Source organism: Niveispirillum cyanobacteriorum (assembly GCF_002868735.1).
In the GTDB taxonomy this organism is placed as follows: Bacteria; Pseudomonadota; Alphaproteobacteria; order Azospirillales; family Azospirillaceae; genus Niveispirillum; species Niveispirillum cyanobacteriorum.
The window spans coordinates 3,115,132-3,135,146 of the sequence record NZ_CP025611.1; the positions used below are offsets into that span (position 1 = coordinate 3,115,132).

General features: G+C 63.5%; 21 protein-coding genes. 10 read left to right on the forward strand and 11 right to left on the reverse strand.

Annotated elements, in window-relative coordinates; all coding sequences use genetic code 11:
• Positions 1-4 precede the first annotated feature (4 nt).
• A complete protein-coding gene (locus tag C0V82_RS14495; protein ID WP_102112920.1) occupies positions 5-931 on the reverse strand; it encodes a DMT family transporter in 927 nt (308 codons plus the stop codon).
• A gap of 197 nt (positions 932-1,128) precedes the next feature.
• Between C0V82_RS14495 and C0V82_RS14500 the strand changes: the two genes are divergently transcribed.
• Positions 1,129-1,584 (forward strand): GNAT family N-acetyltransferase, encoded by a 456-nt coding sequence (locus C0V82_RS14500; protein ID WP_102113440.1) that lies wholly within the window; start codon positions 1,129-1,131, stop codon positions 1,582-1,584.
• A 4-nt stretch (positions 1,585-1,588) separates the two neighbouring features.
• On the opposite strand, the gene C0V82_RS14505 is transcribed toward C0V82_RS14500, so the two are convergent.
• Entirely contained in the window at positions 1,589-2,059 is a 471-nt protein-coding gene (locus tag C0V82_RS14505; protein WP_199772422.1) for a nuclear transport factor 2 family protein, read from the reverse strand.
• 83 nt (positions 2,060-2,142) lie between these two features.
• Between C0V82_RS14505 and C0V82_RS14510 the strand changes: the two genes are divergently transcribed.
• Entirely contained in the window at positions 2,143-3,012 is an 870-nt protein-coding gene (locus C0V82_RS14510; protein ID WP_102112921.1) for a helix-turn-helix transcriptional regulator, read from the forward strand.
• A 10-nt stretch (positions 3,013-3,022) separates the two neighbouring features.
• Here the strand turns inward: C0V82_RS14510 and C0V82_RS14515 are convergent, their stop codons facing one another.
• The 5 genes from C0V82_RS14515 to leuD all read right to left on the reverse strand — a co-directional run bounded on the left by C0V82_RS14515 (position 3,023) and on the right by leuD (position 5,960).
• Entirely contained in the window at positions 3,023-3,277 is a 255-nt protein-coding gene (locus tag C0V82_RS14515) for a hypothetical protein (RefSeq protein WP_102112922.1), read from the reverse strand.
• A gap of 4 nt (positions 3,278-3,281) precedes the next feature.
• A complete protein-coding gene (locus C0V82_RS14520) occupies positions 3,282-3,545 on the reverse strand; it encodes a hypothetical protein (protein ID WP_158659942.1) in 264 nt (87 codons plus the stop codon).
• 56 nt (positions 3,546-3,601) lie between these two features.
• On the reverse strand, positions 3,602-4,099 hold the full coding sequence (locus C0V82_RS14525) for a GNAT family N-acetyltransferase (RefSeq protein ID WP_102112924.1): 498 nt from the start codon (positions 4,097-4,099) through the stop codon (positions 3,602-3,604).
• 10 nt (positions 4,100-4,109) lie between these two features.
• A complete protein-coding gene (gene leuB, locus C0V82_RS14530) occupies positions 4,110-5,222 on the reverse strand; it encodes a 3-isopropylmalate dehydrogenase (RefSeq protein ID WP_102112925.1) in 1,113 nt (370 codons plus the stop codon).
• 126 nt (positions 5,223-5,348) lie between these two features.
• Entirely contained in the window at positions 5,349-5,960 is a 612-nt protein-coding gene (leuD, locus tag C0V82_RS14535; RefSeq protein WP_102112926.1) for a 3-isopropylmalate dehydratase small subunit, read from the reverse strand.
• Positions 5,961-6,190: 230 nt separating this feature from the next.
• On the opposite strand from leuD, the gene C0V82_RS14540 reads away from it, so the two are divergent.
• The gene (locus C0V82_RS14540; protein WP_102112927.1) at positions 6,191-6,559 is read left to right on the forward strand and encodes a VOC family protein; all 369 of its coding nucleotides are present in this window, start codon (positions 6,191-6,193) and stop codon (positions 6,557-6,559) included.
• 116 nt (positions 6,560-6,675) lie between these two features.
• Here the strand turns inward: C0V82_RS14540 and C0V82_RS14545 are convergent, their stop codons facing one another.
• Positions 6,676-7,179 (reverse strand): helix-turn-helix domain-containing protein, encoded by a 504-nt coding sequence (locus tag C0V82_RS14545; RefSeq protein ID WP_158659943.1) that lies wholly within the window; start codon positions 7,177-7,179, stop codon positions 6,676-6,678.
• A 436-nt stretch (positions 7,180-7,615) separates the two neighbouring features.
• Here C0V82_RS14545 and C0V82_RS14550 point away from each other — a divergent pair, with 436 nt between their 5' ends.
• The 3 genes from C0V82_RS14550 (at position 7,616) to C0V82_RS14560 (ending at position 12,671) form a co-directional block, all read left to right on the forward strand.
• A complete protein-coding gene (locus tag C0V82_RS14550) occupies positions 7,616-9,226 on the forward strand; it encodes a peptide ABC transporter substrate-binding protein (protein WP_245924097.1) in 1,611 nt (536 codons plus the stop codon).
• Between the two features lie 126 nt (positions 9,227-9,352).
• The gene (locus C0V82_RS14555) at positions 9,353-10,966 is read left to right on the forward strand and encodes a peptide ABC transporter substrate-binding protein (protein ID WP_102112929.1); all 1,614 of its coding nucleotides are present in this window, start codon (positions 9,353-9,355) and stop codon (positions 10,964-10,966) included.
• A 112-nt stretch (positions 10,967-11,078) separates the two neighbouring features.
• Complete coding sequence (locus tag C0V82_RS14560; RefSeq protein ID WP_245924098.1) at positions 11,079-12,671, forward strand: peptide ABC transporter substrate-binding protein; 1,593 nt, start codon at positions 11,079-11,081, stop codon at positions 12,669-12,671.
• Positions 12,672-12,677: 6 nt separating this feature from the next.
• Here the strand turns inward: C0V82_RS14560 and C0V82_RS14565 are convergent, their stop codons facing one another.
• Together C0V82_RS14565 and C0V82_RS14570 are read right to left on the reverse strand one after the other, a co-directional pair.
• On the reverse strand, positions 12,678-13,235 hold the full coding sequence (locus tag C0V82_RS14565) for a hypothetical protein (protein ID WP_158659944.1): 558 nt from the start codon (positions 13,233-13,235) through the stop codon (positions 12,678-12,680).
• A 214-nt stretch (positions 13,236-13,449) separates the two neighbouring features.
• Positions 13,450-14,082 (reverse strand): TetR/AcrR family transcriptional regulator, encoded by a 633-nt coding sequence (locus C0V82_RS14570; RefSeq protein WP_102112931.1) that lies wholly within the window; start codon positions 14,080-14,082, stop codon positions 13,450-13,452.
• A gap of 111 nt (positions 14,083-14,193) precedes the next feature.
• Between C0V82_RS14570 and C0V82_RS14575 the strand changes: the two genes are divergently transcribed.
• The 4 genes from C0V82_RS14575 to C0V82_RS14590 all read left to right on the forward strand — a co-directional run bounded on the left by C0V82_RS14575 (position 14,194) and on the right by C0V82_RS14590 (position 17,676).
• Entirely contained in the window at positions 14,194-14,751 is a 558-nt protein-coding gene (locus C0V82_RS14575) for an Mpo1 family 2-hydroxy fatty acid dioxygenase (RefSeq protein WP_102112932.1), read from the forward strand.
• A 6-nt stretch (positions 14,752-14,757) separates the two neighbouring features.
• Entirely contained in the window at positions 14,758-15,762 is a 1,005-nt protein-coding gene (locus tag C0V82_RS14580) for a 2-dehydropantoate 2-reductase (protein ID WP_102112933.1), read from the forward strand.
• A gap of 217 nt (positions 15,763-15,979) precedes the next feature.
• Positions 15,980-16,240, forward strand: coding sequence for a hypothetical protein (locus C0V82_RS14585; RefSeq protein ID WP_102112934.1), 261 nt, complete (start codon positions 15,980-15,982; stop codon positions 16,238-16,240).
• Between the two features lie 32 nt (positions 16,241-16,272).
• A complete protein-coding gene (locus C0V82_RS14590; protein ID WP_102112935.1) occupies positions 16,273-17,676 on the forward strand; it encodes a DegQ family serine endoprotease in 1,404 nt (467 codons plus the stop codon).
• 52 nt (positions 17,677-17,728) lie between these two features.
• On the opposite strand, the gene C0V82_RS14595 is transcribed toward C0V82_RS14590, so the two are convergent.
• A complete protein-coding gene (locus C0V82_RS14595; RefSeq protein ID WP_245924099.1) occupies positions 17,729-19,912 on the reverse strand; it encodes a M3 family metallopeptidase in 2,184 nt (727 codons plus the stop codon).
• Positions 19,913-20,015 lie beyond the last annotated feature (103 nt).

The window sequence follows — 20,015 nt, forward strand, 5'->3', positions numbered from 1 at the left end:
GCCCTTACTCCGCCGCTGCGCGCGACGTGACCTGCCGGCCCAACACCGTCTCGCGATAAATGATATAGAGGCCGCTGGACACCACGATGGCCAACCCAATGAACAGGGTACGGTCCGGCACATCGCCAAAGACGAGGTAGCCGAACATCACGCCCCAGATGATCTGCGTATACTGGAACGGTGCCGCCACCGCCGCCGGCACCTTGCGAAACGCCGTAAGCAGGCAGACAAAGGCCACGCCGCACAGGGTGCCGCCTATGGCCGACAGGCCCAGATCATGCAAGCTGGGCATCCGGCCCAGCCAGGGCGTCATGGCGCCGAACACCGTGCCGCTGGCCAGCGTGGCGTAGAAGGCGAAAGAGACGCTGGTTTCCGTGTTGCGGGCCAGCCGCGTGACCAGCATGCCAACCGAATAGAACAGCGCCCCCGCCAGCACGGCCAGCGATCCCAGATTGATCAGCCCGCTGCCAGGCCGCAGCATGATCAGCACGCCCACGAACCCGACCCCGATGGCCGACCAGCGGCGCCAGCCCACAGGTTCCTTCAGGATCGGAACGGCCAGTGCCGTGATGAACAACGGCGCCGTAAAGGCCAGCGCATAGGCATCGGCGATCGGCATGCGCGAATAGGCCCAGAAGGCGAAGAAGCTGCTGAACAGGCCGCAGGTGGCACGGATAACGTGATAGAGGGGCCGCCGCGTGCGCAGATTATTGTAAAGCCCGCCTGAGACCGCCGCATAGATCAGGATGGGACCCAGCGCGAACAGGCTGTTCAGCGCGATGATCTGCGGCACCGCATAGGATTTGGTCAGCAGCTTGATGGTAACATCCATGCCGCTGTACAGCGCGAAGGCGACAAAGGCCAGGGCGATGCCAAGGGGGAAATTCTCTTCCGCCTGCGGTGATGCGGGGCGGGGGGTGACGGCGGTCATGGTGCCTGGATCCGGCGGCGGGCGGGAATGTGGATCAAAGGGTAAGGGGCGTTTGATCCGGGGGATAGCCCCCGGCCACGCATGCCGCCCCTGTCATCATCCCATGATCAGCGGCGCATCAGCGGTTGATCATTGGAAACCGCCATGCTTTGCGCGACAACAGCGTGGTCCTGATCCTTCCGCAAAGGCGCCATGCGATGTCCGCTGCCACCATCACCCTGCCGCAGCCCGGTGATTATGCCGACTGGCACCGTCTGTGGGCGGCCTACCTCGCCTTCTACGGCACCAGCCGGGAGGAGACACTGTTTCAGCGAAACTGGGCCGAACTGCTGAAGCCGGATGGGGTGATCCGGGGTTTTGTGGCGCGGGATGCATCCGGTCGGCCCGTCGGCCTGACCCATTACATGTTCCACGCCACCGCCTGGGCCGACGCGCCCGTCTGCTATCTCCAGGACCTGTATGTGGATGAGGGCGTGCGCGGCAGTGGTGCCGGGCGCCTGCTGATCGAGGCGGTGGCGCGGGCGGCGGAACAGGCCGGCGCGGTACGGCTCTACTGGCTGACCCACCAGGACAACGCCACCGCCCGCGCGCTGTACGACAAGGTCGCCGCCTGCAAGGGCTTCCTGCGCTACGATTATGAGCTGAAAGGCTGAGCGTTCAGCGCGCCTTGGGCTGCCACATGGCATTCACGATGACCCAGCGGTCGCCGAACCGGCCCATATGGAAATAATCCACGAACCAGGGCGTCTCCACCCGCGCCACGGCGACCGTGCCGGTGACGTCCAGCACCCGCACACTGCGGTCCCATTTCTCCTTCGGTGTCTTCAGCACGCCCTGGCGTGTCAGTTCCACCAACTCATCCTTGGACATGCGGCGCAGGCCCAGAACCTCGTCCTTATCGGGCACAGACCTTACCGCACGCTTGGCAAGGTCGGGATGCAGGGCGCGGGCCACGCGGGCCGGGTCGCCGTCCAACTGTCCGTCGACATAATCATAGGCCACGGCCTCAATGGCTTGGATGGTGGCGGCATCGGCCTGCGCGCGGGCGGGCAGGGGGATGAGAGAAAGGGTTAGCAGGGTCAGCAGAACGGCCAGACGCATGAAATTGTCTCCAAAAGGATCGGTCATCCGGCACCCTTCCTGTTATTGACGGGTACCTGTGCCAAGCAGAAAACTGCAAGGTGAGCGGGGCGGGCAGGAGATTGATCGGGATGGGCATGCCGACGGGGACGGATGCACTGGATGAACTGGCGCCGCTGCTGACGGGGGTGCGGATCGACAATATGGATCTGTCGGGCGTACGGGTGACCCCGCTGACCCCCTATCTTCGGGAGAAGACGGGAGAGGGGCCGCTGTTCCTGTTTGCCCGCGATGGGGCGGCCCGTATCACCCTGATGCAGCCGGGGGCGCAGCCCGTGCTGATCCGGCGTGGTAGTTTCGCGGCCCTGCCCCATGGGCATGGCTTCCGTCTGGTCCCTGATAAGGATCATCCCGCCGCCGCGCTGCTGATCGGGACGGCCACCCTGGACCGCCGCGCGGTAGCGCCGTTGCTGGACCGGCTGCCGCCGCTTTTGTTCATGTGCCCGTCCCGCACGCTGGGCATGGAATGGCAGGACGGCACCTTCGCCATGGTCGAGGCGGCCCTGGCCCAGGGCGATCTGGCCGGCCGGCTGGTGGCGCAGCGGCTGCTGGAAAGCCTGTTCATCATCGCCGTCCGCCGCTTTCTGGAAACCAATGAGACCTACGCCTTGGGGGCCAGCCGCACGGCGACATCGGTGGGCCGCGCCCTGGTGCTGATGCAGGACCGGCTGTCAGACGATTGGACCTTGGCCAGCCTGGCCGACGCCTGTGGCCTGTCTCAAGCCACCCTGATCCGCCGCTTCCAGGCGCTGGTGGGGGAGGCGCCGATGGCCCATTTGATGCGCCTGCGCATGGAACGGGCGGCGGAATGGCTGAAATCCGGGGACGACAAGCTGTCGGTACTGGCCAGCCGTCTGGGCTATCAGTCAGAAGCCGCCTTTGCCCGGCGGTTCAAGGACTTCCATGGCGTCTGGCCGGGGGAATTCCGGCGGGCCGGGTAACGGCGGGCGATCAGGAGCGCCAGCGCCATTCCCCCTCCGCCCGCCGCCAGCTTATCCAGATCAACAAGGCCGTTGCCGGAATAACAACGGTAAAGACGATGCCGACATGAAGAAGGGTGCCCCGGACCGGTGCGATGAACGGCAAACCCCAGATCAGGAACAGGATCAGGGCGCTGTACGAAGCGGAAACCGCCCAGCCTTCCCAGGTCGCGGGCACCACGCCATAACCGTGCGTCTTCTGCCGGAACCAGTAGCGGTTCGCCATTGGCTTAGTCGCGACCCCACCGCCAGCGCAGGTCGCCTTCCGTGTGGCGGTCGGCGATCCAGCTATACAGACCCGTCACGGCGAGGAGCCAGCTCAACGGGATCACCAGTTTCCAGGGCGAGGGCGGGGCGTCAAAGAGGGCCTGTATCGCAACAATACCGCCGACCGCCACCAGGGCATAGGCAGCCGTAAGCAGCCAGCCTTGCCAACTGCGTGGGCCGTAGCCGATGCCAAACTGCTTGGGTCCAAACCATGCGCGCGATGCCATGCCGACCTCCATATCAAGAGTAGGCATAGTATAAATGCGTGTGGTGTCGTGGACAATCACAATCGGTTGCTGCCCGTTCCCACCAGCAGCTTCACATCGATGCCCAGCAGGGTGACAGTCTCTGTTCGCGCCCCCAGCGCGCGGTAGAACAGGCCGGCGCGGATATTGGCGGGCCGGGCGTGCCAGCAGATCCAGGACAGGCCCTGATCCTGGGCCATGCGCCCCGCTGCCGCCATCAGGGCACGGCCGATACCCAGGCGGCGTGACCCCGGCTCCACATAGATATTTTCCAGCATCATGCCGCCCGTGGCGGTCTGGCTGTCATAGCCGGGGGTCAGCAGGACCATGCCGGCCATCCGGTCCCCGCATTCCGCCACCAGACAGCGGAACAGCGCATCCTCCCCGAACCCCTGACGGCGGAACAGGGCAGGGCTCAGGGCGGGCGGCTCCATGCCTTCTTCCGCCGACAAGGCGGCGACAAAGGCACAAACAAGATCGGCGTCCGCCGGGGTGGCCCGACGGACGCCGATCTGTTTCTTGGGTTGGCTGATCACGGGACCGCGATCAGGCGGCGGCGACCTTGTCCATTTCGCGCAGGATGCTGTCGGCCATGACGGAGGTCGACACCTTGGCCATGCCCGGCTGCATGATGTCGCCGGTACGCAGACCGGTGTTCAGCACGTTCTCCACGGCATTTTCCAGGATATCGGCTTCCGCCTGCAGGTCGAAGGACCAGCGCAGCGCCATGGCAAAGGACAGGAACATGGCGATCGGGTTGGCCAGGTCACGGCCGGCAATGTCCGGGGCCGAACCATGAACCGGCTCATACAGGGCCTTGCGCTTGCCATTGGCGTCGGTGGCACCCAGCGAGGCGCTGGGCAGCATGCCGATGGAACCGGTCAGCATGGAGGCCTCGTCCGACAGGATGTCGCCGAACAGATTGTCGGTGACGATAACGTCAAACTGCTTGGGATTGCGCACCAGCTGCATGGCGGCGGCATCGGCCAGCATGTGCGACAGTTCAACGTCCTGATACTCGGCCTTGTGCAGGGCGATCACTTCCTGACGCCACAGAAGGCCCGACTCCATGACATTGCCCTTCTCGGAAGAGCAGACCTTGTTGCCGCGCTTGCGCGCCAGTTCAAAGGCCACGCGGGCCACGCGGTGAATCTCGTGCGTGTCATAGACCTGGGTGTTCACACCACGACGCTCGCCGTTCGGCAGGTCGGTGATGCCGCGCGGCGTACCGAAATAGACACCACCCGTCAGTTCGCGCACGATCATGATGTCCAGGCCGCGCACCACATCGGGCTTCAGCGTGCTGGCATCGACCAGCGCGTCGAACACCTTGGCGGGGCGCAGGTTGGCGAACAGCTCCATCTCCTTGCGCAGGCGCAGGAGACCGGCCTCGGGGCGCTTGTCAAAGCCCAGATTGTCCCATTTCGGACCGCCCACGGCGGCCAGCAGGACCGCATCCACGGCCAGGGCGCGGGCCATGGTCTCGTCGGTCAGGGGCGTGCCATGCGCGTCATAGGAGCAGCCGCCGACCAGACCTTCCTCAATCGCGAACTCAATGCCGCGCTTGCGGGTATACCAGTCGATGACGCGGCGGACCTGACGCATGACCTCGGGACCGATCCCGTCGCCCGGCAGCAGAAGGAGCGAACGCTTCGACATGAAATACCTCTGTATGTTTGCTTGGCATTGGCGGCGTGTCTTCGCCGCGGCTGAATTCATAGACCTTCCCGGTCACGCCGCCAAGGGGCGGCGCGCTTTGGGGGTGGTGCCAAAGGTACAGGTGGATCAGGAGGCCCAGAGCCAGGGCTGACCATCCTTGGCCTTGGTTTCGAAGGCATCAATGGACCCGGCCTCGCGCAGGGTCAGGCCGATATCGTCCCAGCCATTCAGCAGGCACTGGCGACGGAACGGCTCCACATCGAAGCCAATCTTCTCACCATCCGGCAGGGTGATGCTCTGTGCTTCCAGATCGACCGTGAAGGTGGCGTTGGCGCCATTGTCGGCGGCGGCCATCAGACGGTCCACCACCTCGGTCGGCATACGGATCGGCAGGATGCCGTTCTTGAAGCAGTTATTGAAGAAGATGTCGGCAAAGCTGGGCGCGATGATGCAGCGGATGCCGAAATCGGCCAGCGCCCAGGGCGCGTGCTCACGGCTGGAGCCGCAGCCGAAATTATCGCCGGCGATCAGGATCTTGGACTGACGATAGGCCGGCTTGTTCAGCACGAAATCGGCGACTTCCTGGCCATCCTTGAAACGCATGGAGGCGAACAGGCCAGCACCCAGGCCAGTACGCTTGATCGTCTTCAGATAGTCGGCGGGAATGATCATGTCGGTATCGACATTCATCAGGCGCAGCGGGGCGGCAACACCGGTGAGCTGAACAAACTTTTCCATGGGGCATACCCGACGACAAAGGGGACGAAACGGCCCCTTTTCTGCCATGTGCCTGCTGCATCGCGCAATACATGATCGTTGGAAGGCAGCCCTGCGACAGATGCTTGCGTAGTACTTAAACCACCACCCTTTTTTGACCGGCTGTCACCAATGGTCGGGATGGCAGAAGGGCAGGCCACACCCTATCTTGAAAGGAAGACCAAAAATCTGGTTCAGCGGAGGGTCGCGCCATGCGTGTGTTCCGTATCATCCTTCCCGTTACCGCCATCGATGATGCGGCCGTCTTCTATGGCGCGCTGCTGGCGCAGGCGGGTCGGCGCGTTTCGGCGGGCCGGCACTATTTCGATCTGGGTCAGATGGCGCTGGCCTGTTACGACGCAGAGGCAGAGGGCGATCAGGGGTCGGTACCGCCGCTGCCGCAGCCGGTCTATTTCGCCGTGCATGATCTGGAGGATTTCCACGCCCGCGCGGTCGCGGCTGGTGCCGTGATGGAGGGCGGGATCGACACCCGCCCCTGGGGCGAACGCAGCTTCTATTGCCGCGACCCGTTTGGCAACCCGCTCTGCTTTGTGGAAGCAGGCACGGAGTTTATGGGTTGACCCCTGCGGTTATACCAACGGTCATAAACTATGACTGTTGGTACGGCGGCGACCGCCGCCGCGCCGCACATGAGGCGTAGCAAGCCAGCGGATGCTGGCGCTGGCGATTGAGGGCATTAAGCCGCCTTGCCCAGATGCTCCTTGACGCCGCCCGCCATCAGGAAAGCCAGGCATTCATTGCGTCGCGTGCGATAGGCGCCGGGCGTCATGCCAACGGTGCGGCCAAAAATGCCCGTCAGATGGGCCTGCGACGAAAACCCCGTTTCTGCGGCGATTTCGGCCAGCGGCAGATCGCTTTCCAGCAGTAGCCGCTTGGCCCCGTTCACGCGGCGGGCCAGGACATAGCGGTGCGGTGCCTCGCCCAGGGCCGCCTTGAAACGCCGCGCGAAATGGCTTGCGCTCAACCCTGCCACGGCGGCCAGGGTGGCCAGCGACAGGTCGTCATCGAGGTTCTGTTCCACGAACAGCAGCACACGGCGAAGCTGCATCGCGGACAGGGCGTTGCCGACATCGGTGCCGGTGCCAGCGCGGCGGGCCAATACGGCCTCCACCCCCTCCGTCTCGGCGGCGATGCAGGCGGTGAATTGCGGGGGCAGACAATCGGGCGGCGGAACGGGCATGGCATCTCCCCTGTCTGAACCGGCACCAGCATGGGCGCGGGGCTGGTTCATCAACATGGATCGCCACGGGCCGACGCCAACCCGGCTATGCTGTCATCATCGACAGGGATGGTCAGGGATGGGGCGGGCGTGGCGGGAATGGACTGAAAGAGACCGGCAGATGAAAGGGTAACCCCGAACCCGGCTCCTGACCATATGATTAACCGTCCGACCCATGGCCGGTCTGTGCGCGTCATCACTGCTGCTGAAAAACAGGCGGGCTGCGGGTGATATCGATGTCCTTTGGGGGTTTGGCGCGTAGTGGCCCCCTGTTCTCGGAATTGGTCCTGCAAAGGCCATGTTTGCCGGGAATTTCTCCGTAACAGCCCTGGACATGGCGGCCCACAGACCGCACATAGACGCGGGGCAAATGTACCGGTGCAGTTGGAGTTACATCATGGGTTTTGCGCGTCGTATCGCGCCAGCCGCCATTGCGGCCATGGCCACCTTTTCCCTTTTCGCCGCCGGTGCCATGCCGGCCTTTGCTGAAATGGTCCTTAATCGCGGTAACCAGGCGGAACCGACCTCGCTGGACCCGCATAAGGGCACCGACGTACAGTCGGCCCGCATCGGTTACGACCTGTTCGAAGGGCTGATGACCTTCGGACCCGATGGTAAGACCATCCCCGGCGTGGCGGAAAAGTGGGAAATCAGCCCTGATGGCCTGACCTATACCTTCACCTTGCGCGCCGACGCCAAATGGTCGGACGGCACGGCGGTGACGGCAGAGGATTTCGTCTTCTCCTGGCGCCGGCTGGTCGATCCCAAGACGGCATCCGACTATGCCTATTTCCTGTGGCCCGTGAAGAACGGGGAGGCGATCAGCAATGGTAAGCTGGCGCCCGACAGTCTGGCGGCGGTTGCCGTCAATCCGCGTACCTTGAAGGTGACGCTGGAACGTCCCACCGGCTATTTCCTGGCCTCGCTGGTCCACCGCATGACCTATCCGGTGTCCAAGGCCAATGTGGAAAAGTTCGGCGCCGATTTCGTGAAGCCGGGCAATCTGGTCTCCAACGGCGCCTACAAGCTGACCGATTATATGCCGCAATCCTTCGTGAAGGCCGTGAAGAACCCGTTCTTCCGCGAAGCCAAAAGCGTAAAGGTCGACACGGTCGTCTTCCACCACACTGACAGCCCGGAAACCGAACTGCGCCGCTTCCGCGCCGGTGAACTGGATATCGTGCAGATGGCGCCGGTCACCCAGATCGACTGGCTGAAGCAGAATATGCCAGAGGTGATGAAGTTCTATCCGGTGCTGGGCACGCAATATCTGGCCGTCAACATGACGAAGGAGCCGCTGGCGTCCAACCCCAAGCTGCGTCAGGCCCTGTCGCTGGCCGTGGATCGGCAGATCATCGTGGACAAGATCACCAAGTCCGGTGAGGTCCCGGCCTATACGCTTACGGCGCCGGGCGTGCCCGGCTATACCCTGCCCGACGCCAACATGGCCAAGGCGACCCAGGCCGAACGCGACGCCATGGCCAAGAAGCTGGTGGCAGAGGCCGGTTATGGTCCGGGCGGCAAGCCGCTCACGGTCGAGGTTCTGCACAATACCAACGAAAGCACCCGCAAGATCGCGGTGGGCATCGCCTCCATGTGGCAGTCCAAGCTGGGCGCCAAGGTCAGCCTGAATAATCAGGAATGGAAGGTCGTTCTGCAAAATGCCGGCGAGAAATCCTATGCCAACACGGTTGTGCTGGGCTGGATCGCGGACTTCCCCGATCCCTACACGTTCCTGAAGCTGTTCCTGGCCGATGTCGGCAAGATGAACCGGTCTGGCTATACCAACGCCGCCTATGACGCCAAGCTGAAAGAGGCCAACCTGACCACCGATCCGGCTAAGCGCCTGACCCTGGTGGCAGAGGCGGAAGCGATGATGCTGGCCGATGCGCCGATGATCCCCATTTACCACACCTCTTACCGCAATCTGGTGCATCCGCGCGTCAAGGGCTGGTTCGAAAGCCCGATGGGCGTGCAGCCCACGCGCTATATCGAGGTCAACCGTTAACAAGCGGTTTTAATAAGGGACGCCCGTCACCAATGACGGGCGTCCCCAACCGGGCCATCAGCAACAAGGCCCGGAGCAAACAGGCGGTTCGCAACCCTACATGTAAGGAACAGGAGATAATCGGGCATGTCATCATTGTGGAAGAAGATGCGCGGTCTGGTGGCCGCCACGGCTCTGGTCGTCTCGGGCATGGGGCTGGTGGCCCTGCCGGCGCAGGCGGAAAAGGTGCTGCACCGGGGCAATGGCGCGGAGCCGGAAACCCTTGACCCCGCCAAATCCAGCGGCGTGCCCGAAAGCTGGCTGCAATATGACCTGTTCGATGGGCTGCTGGTACCCGACGGCAAGGGCAATTTCATTCCGGGCGCCGCCGAGAAATGGGATGTCAGTGCCGATGGCCGCGTCTACACCTTCCATCTGCGGCGCAACGGCAAATGGTCGGACGGTACGCCGGTGACGGCCCAGGACTGGGTCTATTCCTGGCGCCGTCTGGTCGATCCCAAGACCATGGCCGATTACGCCTATTTCCTATGGCAGGTGAAGAACGCGCAGGACATCACGCTGGGCCGAAAGGCACCGGAAACGATGGGCGTGCGCGCTGTCGATGATTACACGTTCGAGGTGACGCTGGGCGCACCCACCCCGTATTTCCTGTCCATGCTGCACCACCACTCCACCTATGCCGTGTCCAAGGCGAATGTGGAGAAGTTCGGGGCGGAGTTCGTGAAGCCCGGCAATCTGGTCACCAACGGTGCCTATATGCTGGTGGAGTCGGTGCCGCAGAGCCACATCAAGATGGTGAAGAACCCCCACCATTACGACGTGGCCAATACCAAGATCGACACGGTCTTCTTCTACCCGACCGAAAACCAGGAAGCGGAGCTTAAGCGCTACCGCGCCGGTGAGCTGCACATCGCCTACGAGGTGCCGGTGGCACAGATGCAGTGGCTGCGCGAGAACCTGAAGAGCGAGCTGCATCTGGCCCCTTATTTCGGCACCTATTTCTATGCGCCGAACATGACCAAGGAGCCATGGAAGTCCAACAAGGACCTGCGTCTGGCCCTAAACCTGGCCATCGACCGCGACATCATCGTGGAAAAGGTGAACCAGCGCGGTGAAATCCCGGCCTACAGCTTCGTGCCGCCCGACACCACCAACTATACCCAGCAGCTTCCCGACTACGCCAAATGGACGCAGGCTCAGCGTGACGCCAAGGCCAAGGAGCTGGTCGCCAAGGCCGGTTACGGGCCGGGGGGTAAGCCGCTGGAGATCGAGGTCCTGTACAATACCCAGGAAAACCACCGCAAGGTGGCCATCGCCATCGCCGCCATGTGGCAGCAGAAGCTGGGTGCCAAGGTCACCTTGAACAATCAGGAATGGAAGGTGTTCCTGAATACCCGTGACGAGAAGAAGTTCAAGGACATCACCCGCCACGGCTGGATTGGCGACTATAACGATGCCAATAATTTCCTGGAACTGCTGCGTGGCGATATCGGCAAGCAGAACCCGTCCGCCTTCTCCGACCCGCAGTTCGACCTGCTGATGGCAGAGGCCAACACCACCGCCGACACGGCCAAGCGCGCGGCCCTGTTGCAGCAGGCTGAACGCCTGATGATCGAGGAAGTGGCCGTCTTCCCGATCCATTTCTACAGCTCCAAGCACATGGTCAGCCCCAAGCTGATCGGCTGGACTGACAATCTTCAGGATTTGCACCCGTCGCGCTTCCTTGACCTGAAACCGTAAGGTCACCCTTCCTCGAAACCCCGGCCGCAGCAACGGCCGGGGTTTTTTCTTGCCCGCATGCCGGGGCCGTCTATCCTGGGTTTCGGCCCTTTGGTGGAATGGAGAATGTCCGGTGCGGTTCCTGGCGACGTGCGTGTCCTGCCTGCTGTTGCTGGTCACCCTTCTGGTGGCGCCGGCGCGGGCGGAGATGGTGCTGCACCGTGGCAACGGGTCGGAGCCGGAAACGCTGGACCCGCATAAATCGACCGGCGAGGGCGAAAGCTGGATCGAGATGGACCTGTTCGAAGGGCTGGTCACGGCGGATGCGCAGGGCCGCATCATTCCCGGTGCCGCCCTGTCCTGGACCATCAGCGATGACCGCCTGACCTATACTTTCAAGCTGCGGCCCGATGGGAAATGGTCGGACGGGACCAAGGTGACCGCGTCGGACTTCGTATTCTCCTGGCGCCGTCTGGTGTCGCCCGCCACCCGTTCCCGCTATGCCTTCTTCCTGTGGCCCGTGAAGAACGCAGAGGCCGTGTCAAAGGGCGACATGCCGGCCAGTGCCATGGGTGTGGAGGCGGTGGACGACCTGACCCTGCGCGTCACGCTGGAGGCGCCGACCTCCTATTTCATATCCTCCCTGCAGCACCATTCCACCTATGCCGTGTCGCAGGCCAATGTGAAACGGTTCGGGGATGACTTCATCAAGCCCGGCAATCTTGTCTCCAACGGCGCCTTCATGCTGGAGGAGGCGGTGCCGCAGGGCCATGTGAAGCTCGTGCGCAACCCGCATTTCCATGCAGCATCCACGGTGACCCTGGATGCCGTCTATTTCTACCCCACGGAAAACCGCGAGTCCGAGTTGAAGCGCTTTCGGGCCGGGGAACTGGATGTGACCTACGACCTGCCCGATGGCCAGATCGCCTGGGTGCGGCAGAACATGCCCGCCGACCTGCGGCTGGCGCCCTTCTTCTCCACCTATTGGTTCTGCTTCAACCTGCGCAACGAGCCGTGGAAGTCGAACCCCGACCTGCGTGCCGCCCTGTCACTGGCCATCGACCGGCAGTTGATCGTGGACAAGATCACCCAGGCCGGCGAAATCCCCGCTTATACGATCACCCCGCCGGGGACGGAGAATTACGTGGCCCCCCTGCCGGAATGGGCCCGCTGGACCCAGGCACAGCGTGATGCCAAGGCCAAGGAGCTGCTGGCCAAGGCGGGCTATGGTCCGGGGGGTAAGCCCCTGGAGGTGGAAATCCTGTTCAACACCTCGGAAAACCACCGCAAGATCGCCATCGCGCTGGACAGCATGTGGCGGCAGAAGCTGGGTATCCGGGTCAAGATGACCAACCAGGAATGGAAGGTGGTGTTGCAGTCCCGGGCCGAGGGCAAGTTCCAGGATCTGGTGCGCGCCGGCTGGATCGGCGATTACAACGACGCCTATTCCTTCCTGTCCCTGTTCCTGTCGGATGTGAAGGGCCAGAATCACAGCGGCTACGCCAATCCCGACTATGACCGTCTGGTCCGCGCGGCCTCGTCAGAGGTGGACCCGGCGGCAAGGCGGCAGCTGTTGCAGCGGGCCGAGGCCCTGATGCTGGCCGACCATCCCGTGATCCCGATCTACACCTATGTCACCACCCACATGGTGTCGGCCCGCGTCAGCGGCTGGCAGGACAATATCCGCAACCTGCACCTGTCGCGGTATCTGTCGGTGGTTCGGTGAGTCCGTCTACTCGTTATCTTCATTCTCGTAATAGAGAATTCTGGTAACGCCATAGCGGGTTTCCAGCTTTGTTTTGCCATAGCACCAGAATCGCGTGGCAACCTGCGCCTTCTGTTCCTCTGTCCAGCTTTCGGGCCAAGCATTGAACAGGTCGCGACTGACATGAAGGCGGTCAAGGAAGGTATTGCTGCGGGCTACAATGGCGTCCTGAGCCTGACGCTGCTCTGCCGTTGCTTCCGGTCCCAGAAACTCGCTGCCCCCGGGACCGCCATGCCAGCACACATAACTGTCGGGCAGAACAAATTTGAAAGCAGCAGCCACAAAGATGTAGTTGCCACAAGATGACAGGCATTGCTTATCGATGACCAAGCCGACCTGTTTGGCGACCATGTAATCGCCGATATCCATGGCGTAGCGGACGTCGCCGCCACCGCTCTTCATGACGATGATGCTGATGTCATCTTTCTTCACCAGATCAAAGAACTGACCAGCTGTTTCCGCGTTTATATTGCCATAGAAACAAATCACATCCTCGAACCGTTCAACCCCGAATTTCGGGATCATGGTCCGGCAACGGTCACGCAGAGCCGTCGCACTGGTCAAGTCCGACAAAGCCTTTGGCGGCTGTGCCGCCACTTGAACCGACAGCAGTAGAAATGCAGCCATCGACAGGAGGGCTGTTCTCAGCTTTCGGGCGAATTGTATGCTCATCCGTCCTCTTACCCTCCGACGCGTAGGACAGGACCCGCCAAGTCGCCGATCCAGTGCAAGTCCCTTCTTACCGCCCCACCCACCCCGCCAGCATCCGCACCCATAGCCGCCGCAGCGCCTCATGCCCCGGTGCGGGGCCGGCGGCCAGTTCCTGCATGGCCATGCCGCGCAGCATGTAGATGGTCAGCACCATCAGGTCGGCCATTTCCGTCACATCGTCCGCGTCGGGGCGCAGTGACAGGCCCCAATTGCTGCCGATGGCGGCCAGGAAGCCGGAAAAGATCGGGGCCAGGCGGGCGCGCAGCTCGGCATCGGTGCGGGCCGCCATCGCCACCTCGAACAGAAGGTCGCGGTGGCGGCCCGTATAGAACCGGGTCCAGGCCGCCTCAATCATGGCGGACAGTCTATCCTCCAGCGGCAGGGACGGGTCCGGGGCCTCCGCCGGTCCCAGGGCGCGAGCCGACGCCACGGCGCCCAGCAGCAACCCCTCTGCCGCCAGGGCCAGCATTTCCGCCTTCGTCTCAAAATGATGGGCCCAGGCTCCGCGCGACACGCCGGCCCTTTCCAGGATCACCGACAGCGAGGCGCCGGCACTGCCATGTTCGGCCAGCGCATCCAGCGTGGCCGCCGCCAGACGCTCCCGCATCTCCTCGCGCCGTGCCGCCTGGCTGCGCCGTTCGGGCTTTGCCTGCTCCGCCACGTTCCTTCACCCGCTTCAACTTTTTCCGTTTTCATCATTGCCACAAAAGCCAGGTCGATGTAAAAACAAACCAATCGGTCTGTTTTTATAAACTAGCAGCGGGAGGATCGGATGGCACAGACGGACAATGTCGGGCGGCTGGCGCGCAGCATGGCTTTCTATTCGGCCTATCACCGGCACCCGCATAACCGGCTGACGCATTATTTCGGCGTGCCGACCATCGTGTTCGCGGTGATGCTGGGCCTGTCCTATATCCCGGTGCCGCTGGGCGGGATGCAGGTCAGTGTGGCGCTGATCCTGATGGCGGTTCTGGCTGCCTACTATGTCTATCTGGACCCGATGATCGGCGGCACCCTGGCGGCCCTGTCGGTGCCGTTCCTGATGCTGGCCGACCATGTCACCACGCTACCGGGACAGACAGCCGCCATCATCGGGGCCGTCACCTTCATCGGCGGCTGGGCCGTACAGTTGCTGGGCCACAAGTTTGAGGGCAACAAGCCGGCCCTCACGGCCAATCTGCTGCAAATCTTCGTGGCCCCGCTGTTCCTGGTGGCCGAGGCCTATTTCGCCCTGGGCCTGCGCAAGGACGTGGAGGCGCAGGTTGAACGACTGGTGGCCGATGGTATCGGTGGTCCCGGCGCCTTGGGCCTGCCGGCGCATCAGGGCTGATCCGCCATGGGGCAGGGGCGGCGCATTCTGATCGCCGGCGCCGGCAGTGTCGGTGCCTATGCGGGTGGCTGTCTGGCGCTGGAGGGGCGTTCCGTCACGCTGCTGGGGCGCCCGGCCCTGATGGAGCGGGTGCGGGCACGCGGCCTGCGGGTCAGTGATCTGGACGGACTGGACCGGAAGACGCTGCCCGGTCCCTGCCTGCGGCTGGATACCGATCCGGCGGCGGCCATGGAAGATGCCGGTCTGATCCTGGTTACCGTCAAATGCGCCGACACGGCGGCCATGGCCGACCTGATCGCCCGACACGCCCCGTCCGACGCCTGGGTCGTCAGTTTGCAGAATGGCGTCGGCAATGCCGGTATCCTGGCGGACAGGCTGGGTCCCGGACGGGTAGTGGCGGGCATGGTGCCCTTCAACATCGTGCAACTGCCCGATGGCCGCATTCATCGCGGCACCGGCGGTACCATCCTGATTGCTGCCGGCTTTTACGGCCTGCGCCAGGAACTGGACGTGCCCGGTCTGCCCGTGGCGGAAAGTGCGGACATGGACGGCGTTCTGTGGGGCAAGCTGCTGATCAACCTGAATAATGCGCTGAACGCCCTGTCAGGTCTGCCATTGGCACAGCAATTGGCTGCACGTCCCTGGCGCCGGCTGCTGGCGGCACAGCAGATGGAGGGGCTGGCAGCATTAAGGCGGGCGGGAATCCGCCCGGCGAAGCTGGGGGCCGTATCCCCGCGCCTGCTGCCCCACATCCTGCGCCTGCCTGATCCGCTGTTCCGGGTGCTGGCCCGGCGGATGCTGTCTATTGATCCTTTGGCCCGGTCCTCCATGTGGGAGGATCTGGAACGCCGTCGTCCGACAGAGATTGACCAGCTGCAAGGTGCCGTGATCGCGCTGGCGGCCCGCCACGGCCTGTCCGCCCCGGTCAGCACCCGCGTGCGCGACCTGATCCAGGCGGCGGAGGCCGTGGGCGGCGGTTCGCCGGGGTTGAGGCCCGAGGCGGTGGCGTAGAGTGGAAACACGCTCTACACCTTTGTTTTCTTCAATCGCCGGCGCTGCGTCCACAGCTAGGCTTACGCCGCACGAGCGGCGCGGCGGCAGTCGCCGCCGGAGCAGCGTCCGGTAACCGCAAGCTGCTCGTAACCCATCCCGCGACAAGCATCCCATTGCCATTCCCGATGATCGGCCTAGGATGCGCGGCAGGTTTCCCCCTTGGATGTTGCACGCCATGAAAAACGCCCGCCGTATCGCCGCCGCCCTGCTGGCGCTGTCCAGCCTTGCCGGCTGCATGGCCGCCCCGGCACAGCGTGAGTCGCGCGAAGGTCTGGACCCGCGCCGGGCCTGCCTTGCGCAATGCAACCGCGACAACAATATCTGCATGGACCAGCAGTCGGCCAGCCCCGGCAATACCTCGCAGGTCGGTCGCACCGACTATGGCATGGGGGCGACCTGCAAGGCCGAATTGCAGAGCTGCCAGGCCCGCTGCTGAACCCCGCTTCCGTCTCCTGGAGTCGGTCAAAGATGAAGAAGCTTGTCATCTCCTGCCTGGCGGGCCTGCTGCTGGCGGCCCCCTTGCCCGTGCTGGCGCAGGATCGTGCCGTGCCGGTCAGCCGGGCCGATATCACCTTGTCCTTCGCGCCGCTGGTGAAGCAGGCGGGGCCGGCGGTCGTGAATATCTACACCAAGCGGCGGGTGCAGCAGCGCATCTCCCCCCTGTTGCAGGACCCGCTGTTCCAGCGCTTCTTTGGGGATGCCCTGTCGGGTATCCCGCGCGAACGGGTGGAAAGCAGCCTGGGTTCCGGTGTGATCCTGGGGGCCGACGGTCTCATCGTCACCAACGCCCATGTCATCAAGGACAGTGACGAGATCACCGTCGTCCTGTCCGACCGGCGCGAGTTCGCGGCCAAGCTGATCACCACGGACGAACAGGTCGATCTGGCCGTCCTGCGCATCGATCCGGGCAAGGAAAAGCTGCCCGTGCTGGAGATGCATGACAGCGACAATCTGGAAGTCGGCGATCTGGTCCTGGCCATCGGCAACCCATTCGGGGTGGGCCAGACGGTGACCAGCGGCATCGTGTCGGCGGTGGCCCGTACCGCCGTCGGCATTTCCGACTATAATTTCTTCATCCAGACCGATGCCGCCATCAATCCCGGCAATTCCGGCGGCGCGCTGATCGGCATGGATGGGCGGCTGGTGGGGATCAATACCGCCATCTACAGCCGGTCCGGCGGGTCCATCGGCATCGGTTTTGCCATTCCGGCCAACATGGTCCGCACCGTTGTGGACGCGGTCCGCAATGGCGGCAAGCTGGTGCGGCCCTGGATCGGGGCCGGCGGGCAGCCGGTGACCAGCGATATCGCCTCCTCCCTGGGCCTGACGCGGCCTGCCGGCGTGCTGATCAATCAGGTGCGCAAAGGCGGGCCGGCGGATCAGGCGGGGCTGAAAGTCGGCGACGTGGTCACCGCCGTCAATGGCAAGGCCGTGGATGATCCGGACAGCATGCGCTATCGCGTGGCGACGCTGGGCGTGGGCGGCACCACCAATGTCACCTTCCTGCGCAATGGCCGGGAACAGAACCTGTCCCTGCGCCTGATCGGCCCACCGGAGGACCCGCCGCGTCAGGAAACCACGCTGGCTGGACGCACGCCCCTGACAGGGGCAAAGGTTGCCAACCTGAACCCGGCCCTGGTCGAGGAACTGCGCTTTGACGGGGCCGATAGCGGTGTGGTCGTGCTGGAGGTCGGGCGTGGATCGCCCGCCGCATCGCTGGGCCTGCGCCCCGGCGACGTGGTGCTGTCGGTCAACAATACCGAGGTGAAACGGGTGGGCGACCTGGATGCCGCCCTGGCCGGACAGGTCCGCCGCTGGACCATCGCCGTCCGGCGCGGGGACCAGACGCTGACCACTACGGTTGGCGGGTAAATAAAAGCCCCCGCCGGATCGCGCCGGCGGGGGCTTTCACGTTACAGACCTCTTAGTTCACGCGGGAACCGGTGCCCAGCAGGCCACGGTTACGCAGCAGCGCGTCAACCTTGGGGGCGCGGCCACGGAAGGCGACATAGGCCTCCATCGGGTCCTTCGACCCGCCGGCGCTGTACACTTCCTGGTATAGCTTCTGGGCCAGCTTCGGATCGAAGATGTTGCCGGCTTCCTTGAAGGCGTCGAACCCGTCGGCGTCCAGCACTTCGGCCCACATATAGCTGTAATAGCCAGCCGAGTAGCCGTCGCCGGAGAAGACATGCGTGAAGTGCGGGCTGCGGTGGCGCATGACGATTTCCTTCGGCATGCCCAGCTTGGCCAGCTCATCGCGCTCGAACTTGTCCGGGTCCAGGTCCTTGGCGTCGGTCAGGCTGTGATAGGCCAGATCGACCAGCGCGGACGAGGTGTAGGAGACGGTGGCAAAGCCCTGGTTGAAGGTCTGGGCCGCCAGGATCTTGTCCAGCAGGGCCTTGGGGATCGGCTCGCCCGTCTTGTAATGCACGGCGAAGCGCTGCAGAATCTCAGGCTGCTCGATCCAATGCTCCAGAATCTGGCTGGGGAATTCCACGAAGTCGCGCAGCACCGACGTGCCCGAAAGCTGCGGATAGGTCACGTCCGACAGCATGCCGTGCAGGCCATGGCCGAACTCATGGAACAGGGTGGTGGCGTCATCGAACGATAGCAGCGTCGGCTGGCCCTCGGCCCCCTTCGCAAAATTATTGTTGTTCATGACGATGGGCGTCACCTTGCCCGACAGCTTCTCCTGTTCGCGCAGGGAAGACATCCAGGCACCCGAACGCTTGCTCGGCCGGGCGAAATTGTCGCTGTAGAAGACGGCGACGTGCTGGCCCTTCTTGTCCTTGACCTCATACACCTTCACGTCGGGGTGGTAGCGGGGCACGTCCTTCAGCTCATGGAAGGTCACGCCGAACAGCTGATTGGCCGTGAAGAACACCGCTTCCATCATCTTGTCGAGCTGGAAGTACGGCTTGATCTCTTCCTCGTTCAGGTCGTACTTCGCCTTGCGCACCTTCTCGGCGTAGTAATACCAGTCCCAGGGTTCGATCTGGATGTTCTGGCCTTCGCTGGCCGCCATCTTGGCCAGATCGTCCTTTTCTTCCGCCGCGCGTACCTTGGCGGGTTCCCAGACCTGGAGCAGCAGATCGCTGACGGCCTGCGGGTTCTTGGCCATCGTGTCGGCCAGCTTGTACTCGGCAAAGGTCTTGTAGCCCAGCAGGTTCGCGCGCTCGATCCGAAGCTGCACGATCTCCTTGATAGCAGCGTTATTGTCCTGGGCATCGCCATTGTCGCCGCGCGCGGTCCAGGCCTTCCAGGCCTTCTCCCGCAAGGCGCGGTTGGCAGAGAAGGTCAGGAACGGTTCGATCGAGGAACGCGACAGGGTGATGACATACTTGCCCTCATCCCCGCGCTCCTTGGCGGCCTGGGCGGCGGCGGCACGCACGAATTCCGGCAGGCCCACCAGCTCTTCCTCGCTGGTCAGGACCAGCTTGTATTCCTTCTCGTCGGCCAGGACATTCTGGCTGAACTGCGTGGACAGAACGGCCAGGCGCTGCAGGATGGCGGCCATCCGGTCGCGGTCCTTGCCTTCAAGCTTGGCCCCGGCGCGCACGAAATCGATGTAATAGCGCTCAAGAACGCGGGCCTGCTCCTTCGACAGTTTCAGGCTGTCGCGCTTGGCGTACAGCGTGTCGATGCGCGCGAACAGGGCTGCGTTCAGATTGATGGCATTGCCATGCGCCGCCATGACCGGCGCCATTTCGCGCTGGATCTTCTGCAATTGGTCATTGGTGTTGGATGCGGTCAGGCTGCCGAACACACGGGCGACCGTGCCCAGCATGTTGCCGCTCTTCTCCAGCGCGTCGATGGTGTTGGCGAAGGTGGGGGCGTCCTTATTGTCCGTGATCGCCTTGATTTCCGCCAGATGGTCGGCCATCGCCTTCTCATAGGCCGGCTTGAAATGTTCCGGCTTGATGGCGTCATAGGGCGGCACGCCGAACCGCGTGTTCCAGGGATGGAAGAAGGGATTGTCGCTGGTCACCTTGGTCTCCGCCTGCGCCACCTGAAGGGCTGCGTCCGCTGCCTGCGCCATCATCGGCATGCACGTGCCTGCCATGGCCAGGATCAGGGCCGAAGCCCCGTTCTTCAACACCGCTTTCACTGCCTGTCCCCTTAATTCTTATTGAGGGATTGTCCGAACCGTCATGGGTCGGGCATCGCGCCGCAACTGACAAGAGGCGAAACATTTCCGTTACAATGAACCG

Excerpts from the sequence above, each read along its gene's own strand:
- C0V82_RS14510 (WP_102112921.1), top strand. The coding sequence starts at position 2,143 with ATGGGCATGCCGACGGGGACGGATGCACTGGATGAACTGGCGCCGCTG.
- C0V82_RS14500 (WP_102113440.1), top strand. The coding sequence starts at position 1,129 with ATGTCCGCTGCCACCATCACCCTGCCGCAGCCCGGTGATTATGCCGAC.
- leuB (WP_102112925.1), bottom strand. The coding sequence starts at position 5,222 with ATGTCGAAGCGTTCGCTCCTTCTGCTGCCGGGCGACGGGATCGGTCCC.
- C0V82_RS14505 (WP_199772422.1), bottom strand. The coding sequence starts at position 2,059 with ATGACCGATCCTTTTGGAGACAATTTCATGCGTCTGGCCGTTCTGCTG.
- C0V82_RS14540 (WP_102112927.1), top strand. The coding sequence starts at position 6,191 with ATGCGTGTGTTCCGTATCATCCTTCCCGTTACCGCCATCGATGATGCG.
- C0V82_RS14495 (WP_102112920.1), bottom strand. The coding sequence starts at position 931 with ATGACCGCCGTCACCCCCCGCCCCGCATCACCGCAGGCGGAAGAGAAT.
- leuD (WP_102112926.1), bottom strand. The coding sequence starts at position 5,960 with ATGGAAAAGTTTGTTCAGCTCACCGGTGTTGCCGCCCCGCTGCGCCTG.
- C0V82_RS14585 (WP_102112934.1), top strand. The coding sequence starts at position 15,980 with ATGAAAAACGCCCGCCGTATCGCCGCCGCCCTGCTGGCGCTGTCCAGC.
- C0V82_RS14575 (WP_102112932.1), top strand. The coding sequence starts at position 14,194 with ATGGCACAGACGGACAATGTCGGGCGGCTGGCGCGCAGCATGGCTTTC.
- C0V82_RS14545 (WP_158659943.1), bottom strand. The coding sequence starts at position 7,179 with ATGCCCGTTCCGCCGCCCGATTGTCTGCCCCCGCAATTCACCGCCTGC.
- C0V82_RS14520 (WP_158659942.1), bottom strand. The coding sequence starts at position 3,545 with ATGGCATCGCGCGCATGGTTTGGACCCAAGCAGTTTGGCATCGGCTAC.
- C0V82_RS14555 (WP_102112929.1), top strand. The coding sequence starts at position 9,353 with ATGTCATCATTGTGGAAGAAGATGCGCGGTCTGGTGGCCGCCACGGCT.
- C0V82_RS14590 (WP_102112935.1), top strand. The coding sequence starts at position 16,273 with ATGAAGAAGCTTGTCATCTCCTGCCTGGCGGGCCTGCTGCTGGCGGCC.
- C0V82_RS14550 (WP_245924097.1), top strand. The coding sequence starts at position 7,616 with ATGGGTTTTGCGCGTCGTATCGCGCCAGCCGCCATTGCGGCCATGGCC.
- C0V82_RS14580 (WP_102112933.1), top strand. The coding sequence starts at position 14,758 with ATGGGGCAGGGGCGGCGCATTCTGATCGCCGGCGCCGGCAGTGTCGGT.
- C0V82_RS14565 (WP_158659944.1), bottom strand. The coding sequence starts at position 13,235 with ATGATCCCGAAATTCGGGGTTGAACGGTTCGAGGATGTGATTTGTTTC.
- C0V82_RS14515 (WP_102112922.1), bottom strand. The coding sequence starts at position 3,277 with ATGGCGAACCGCTACTGGTTCCGGCAGAAGACGCACGGTTATGGCGTG.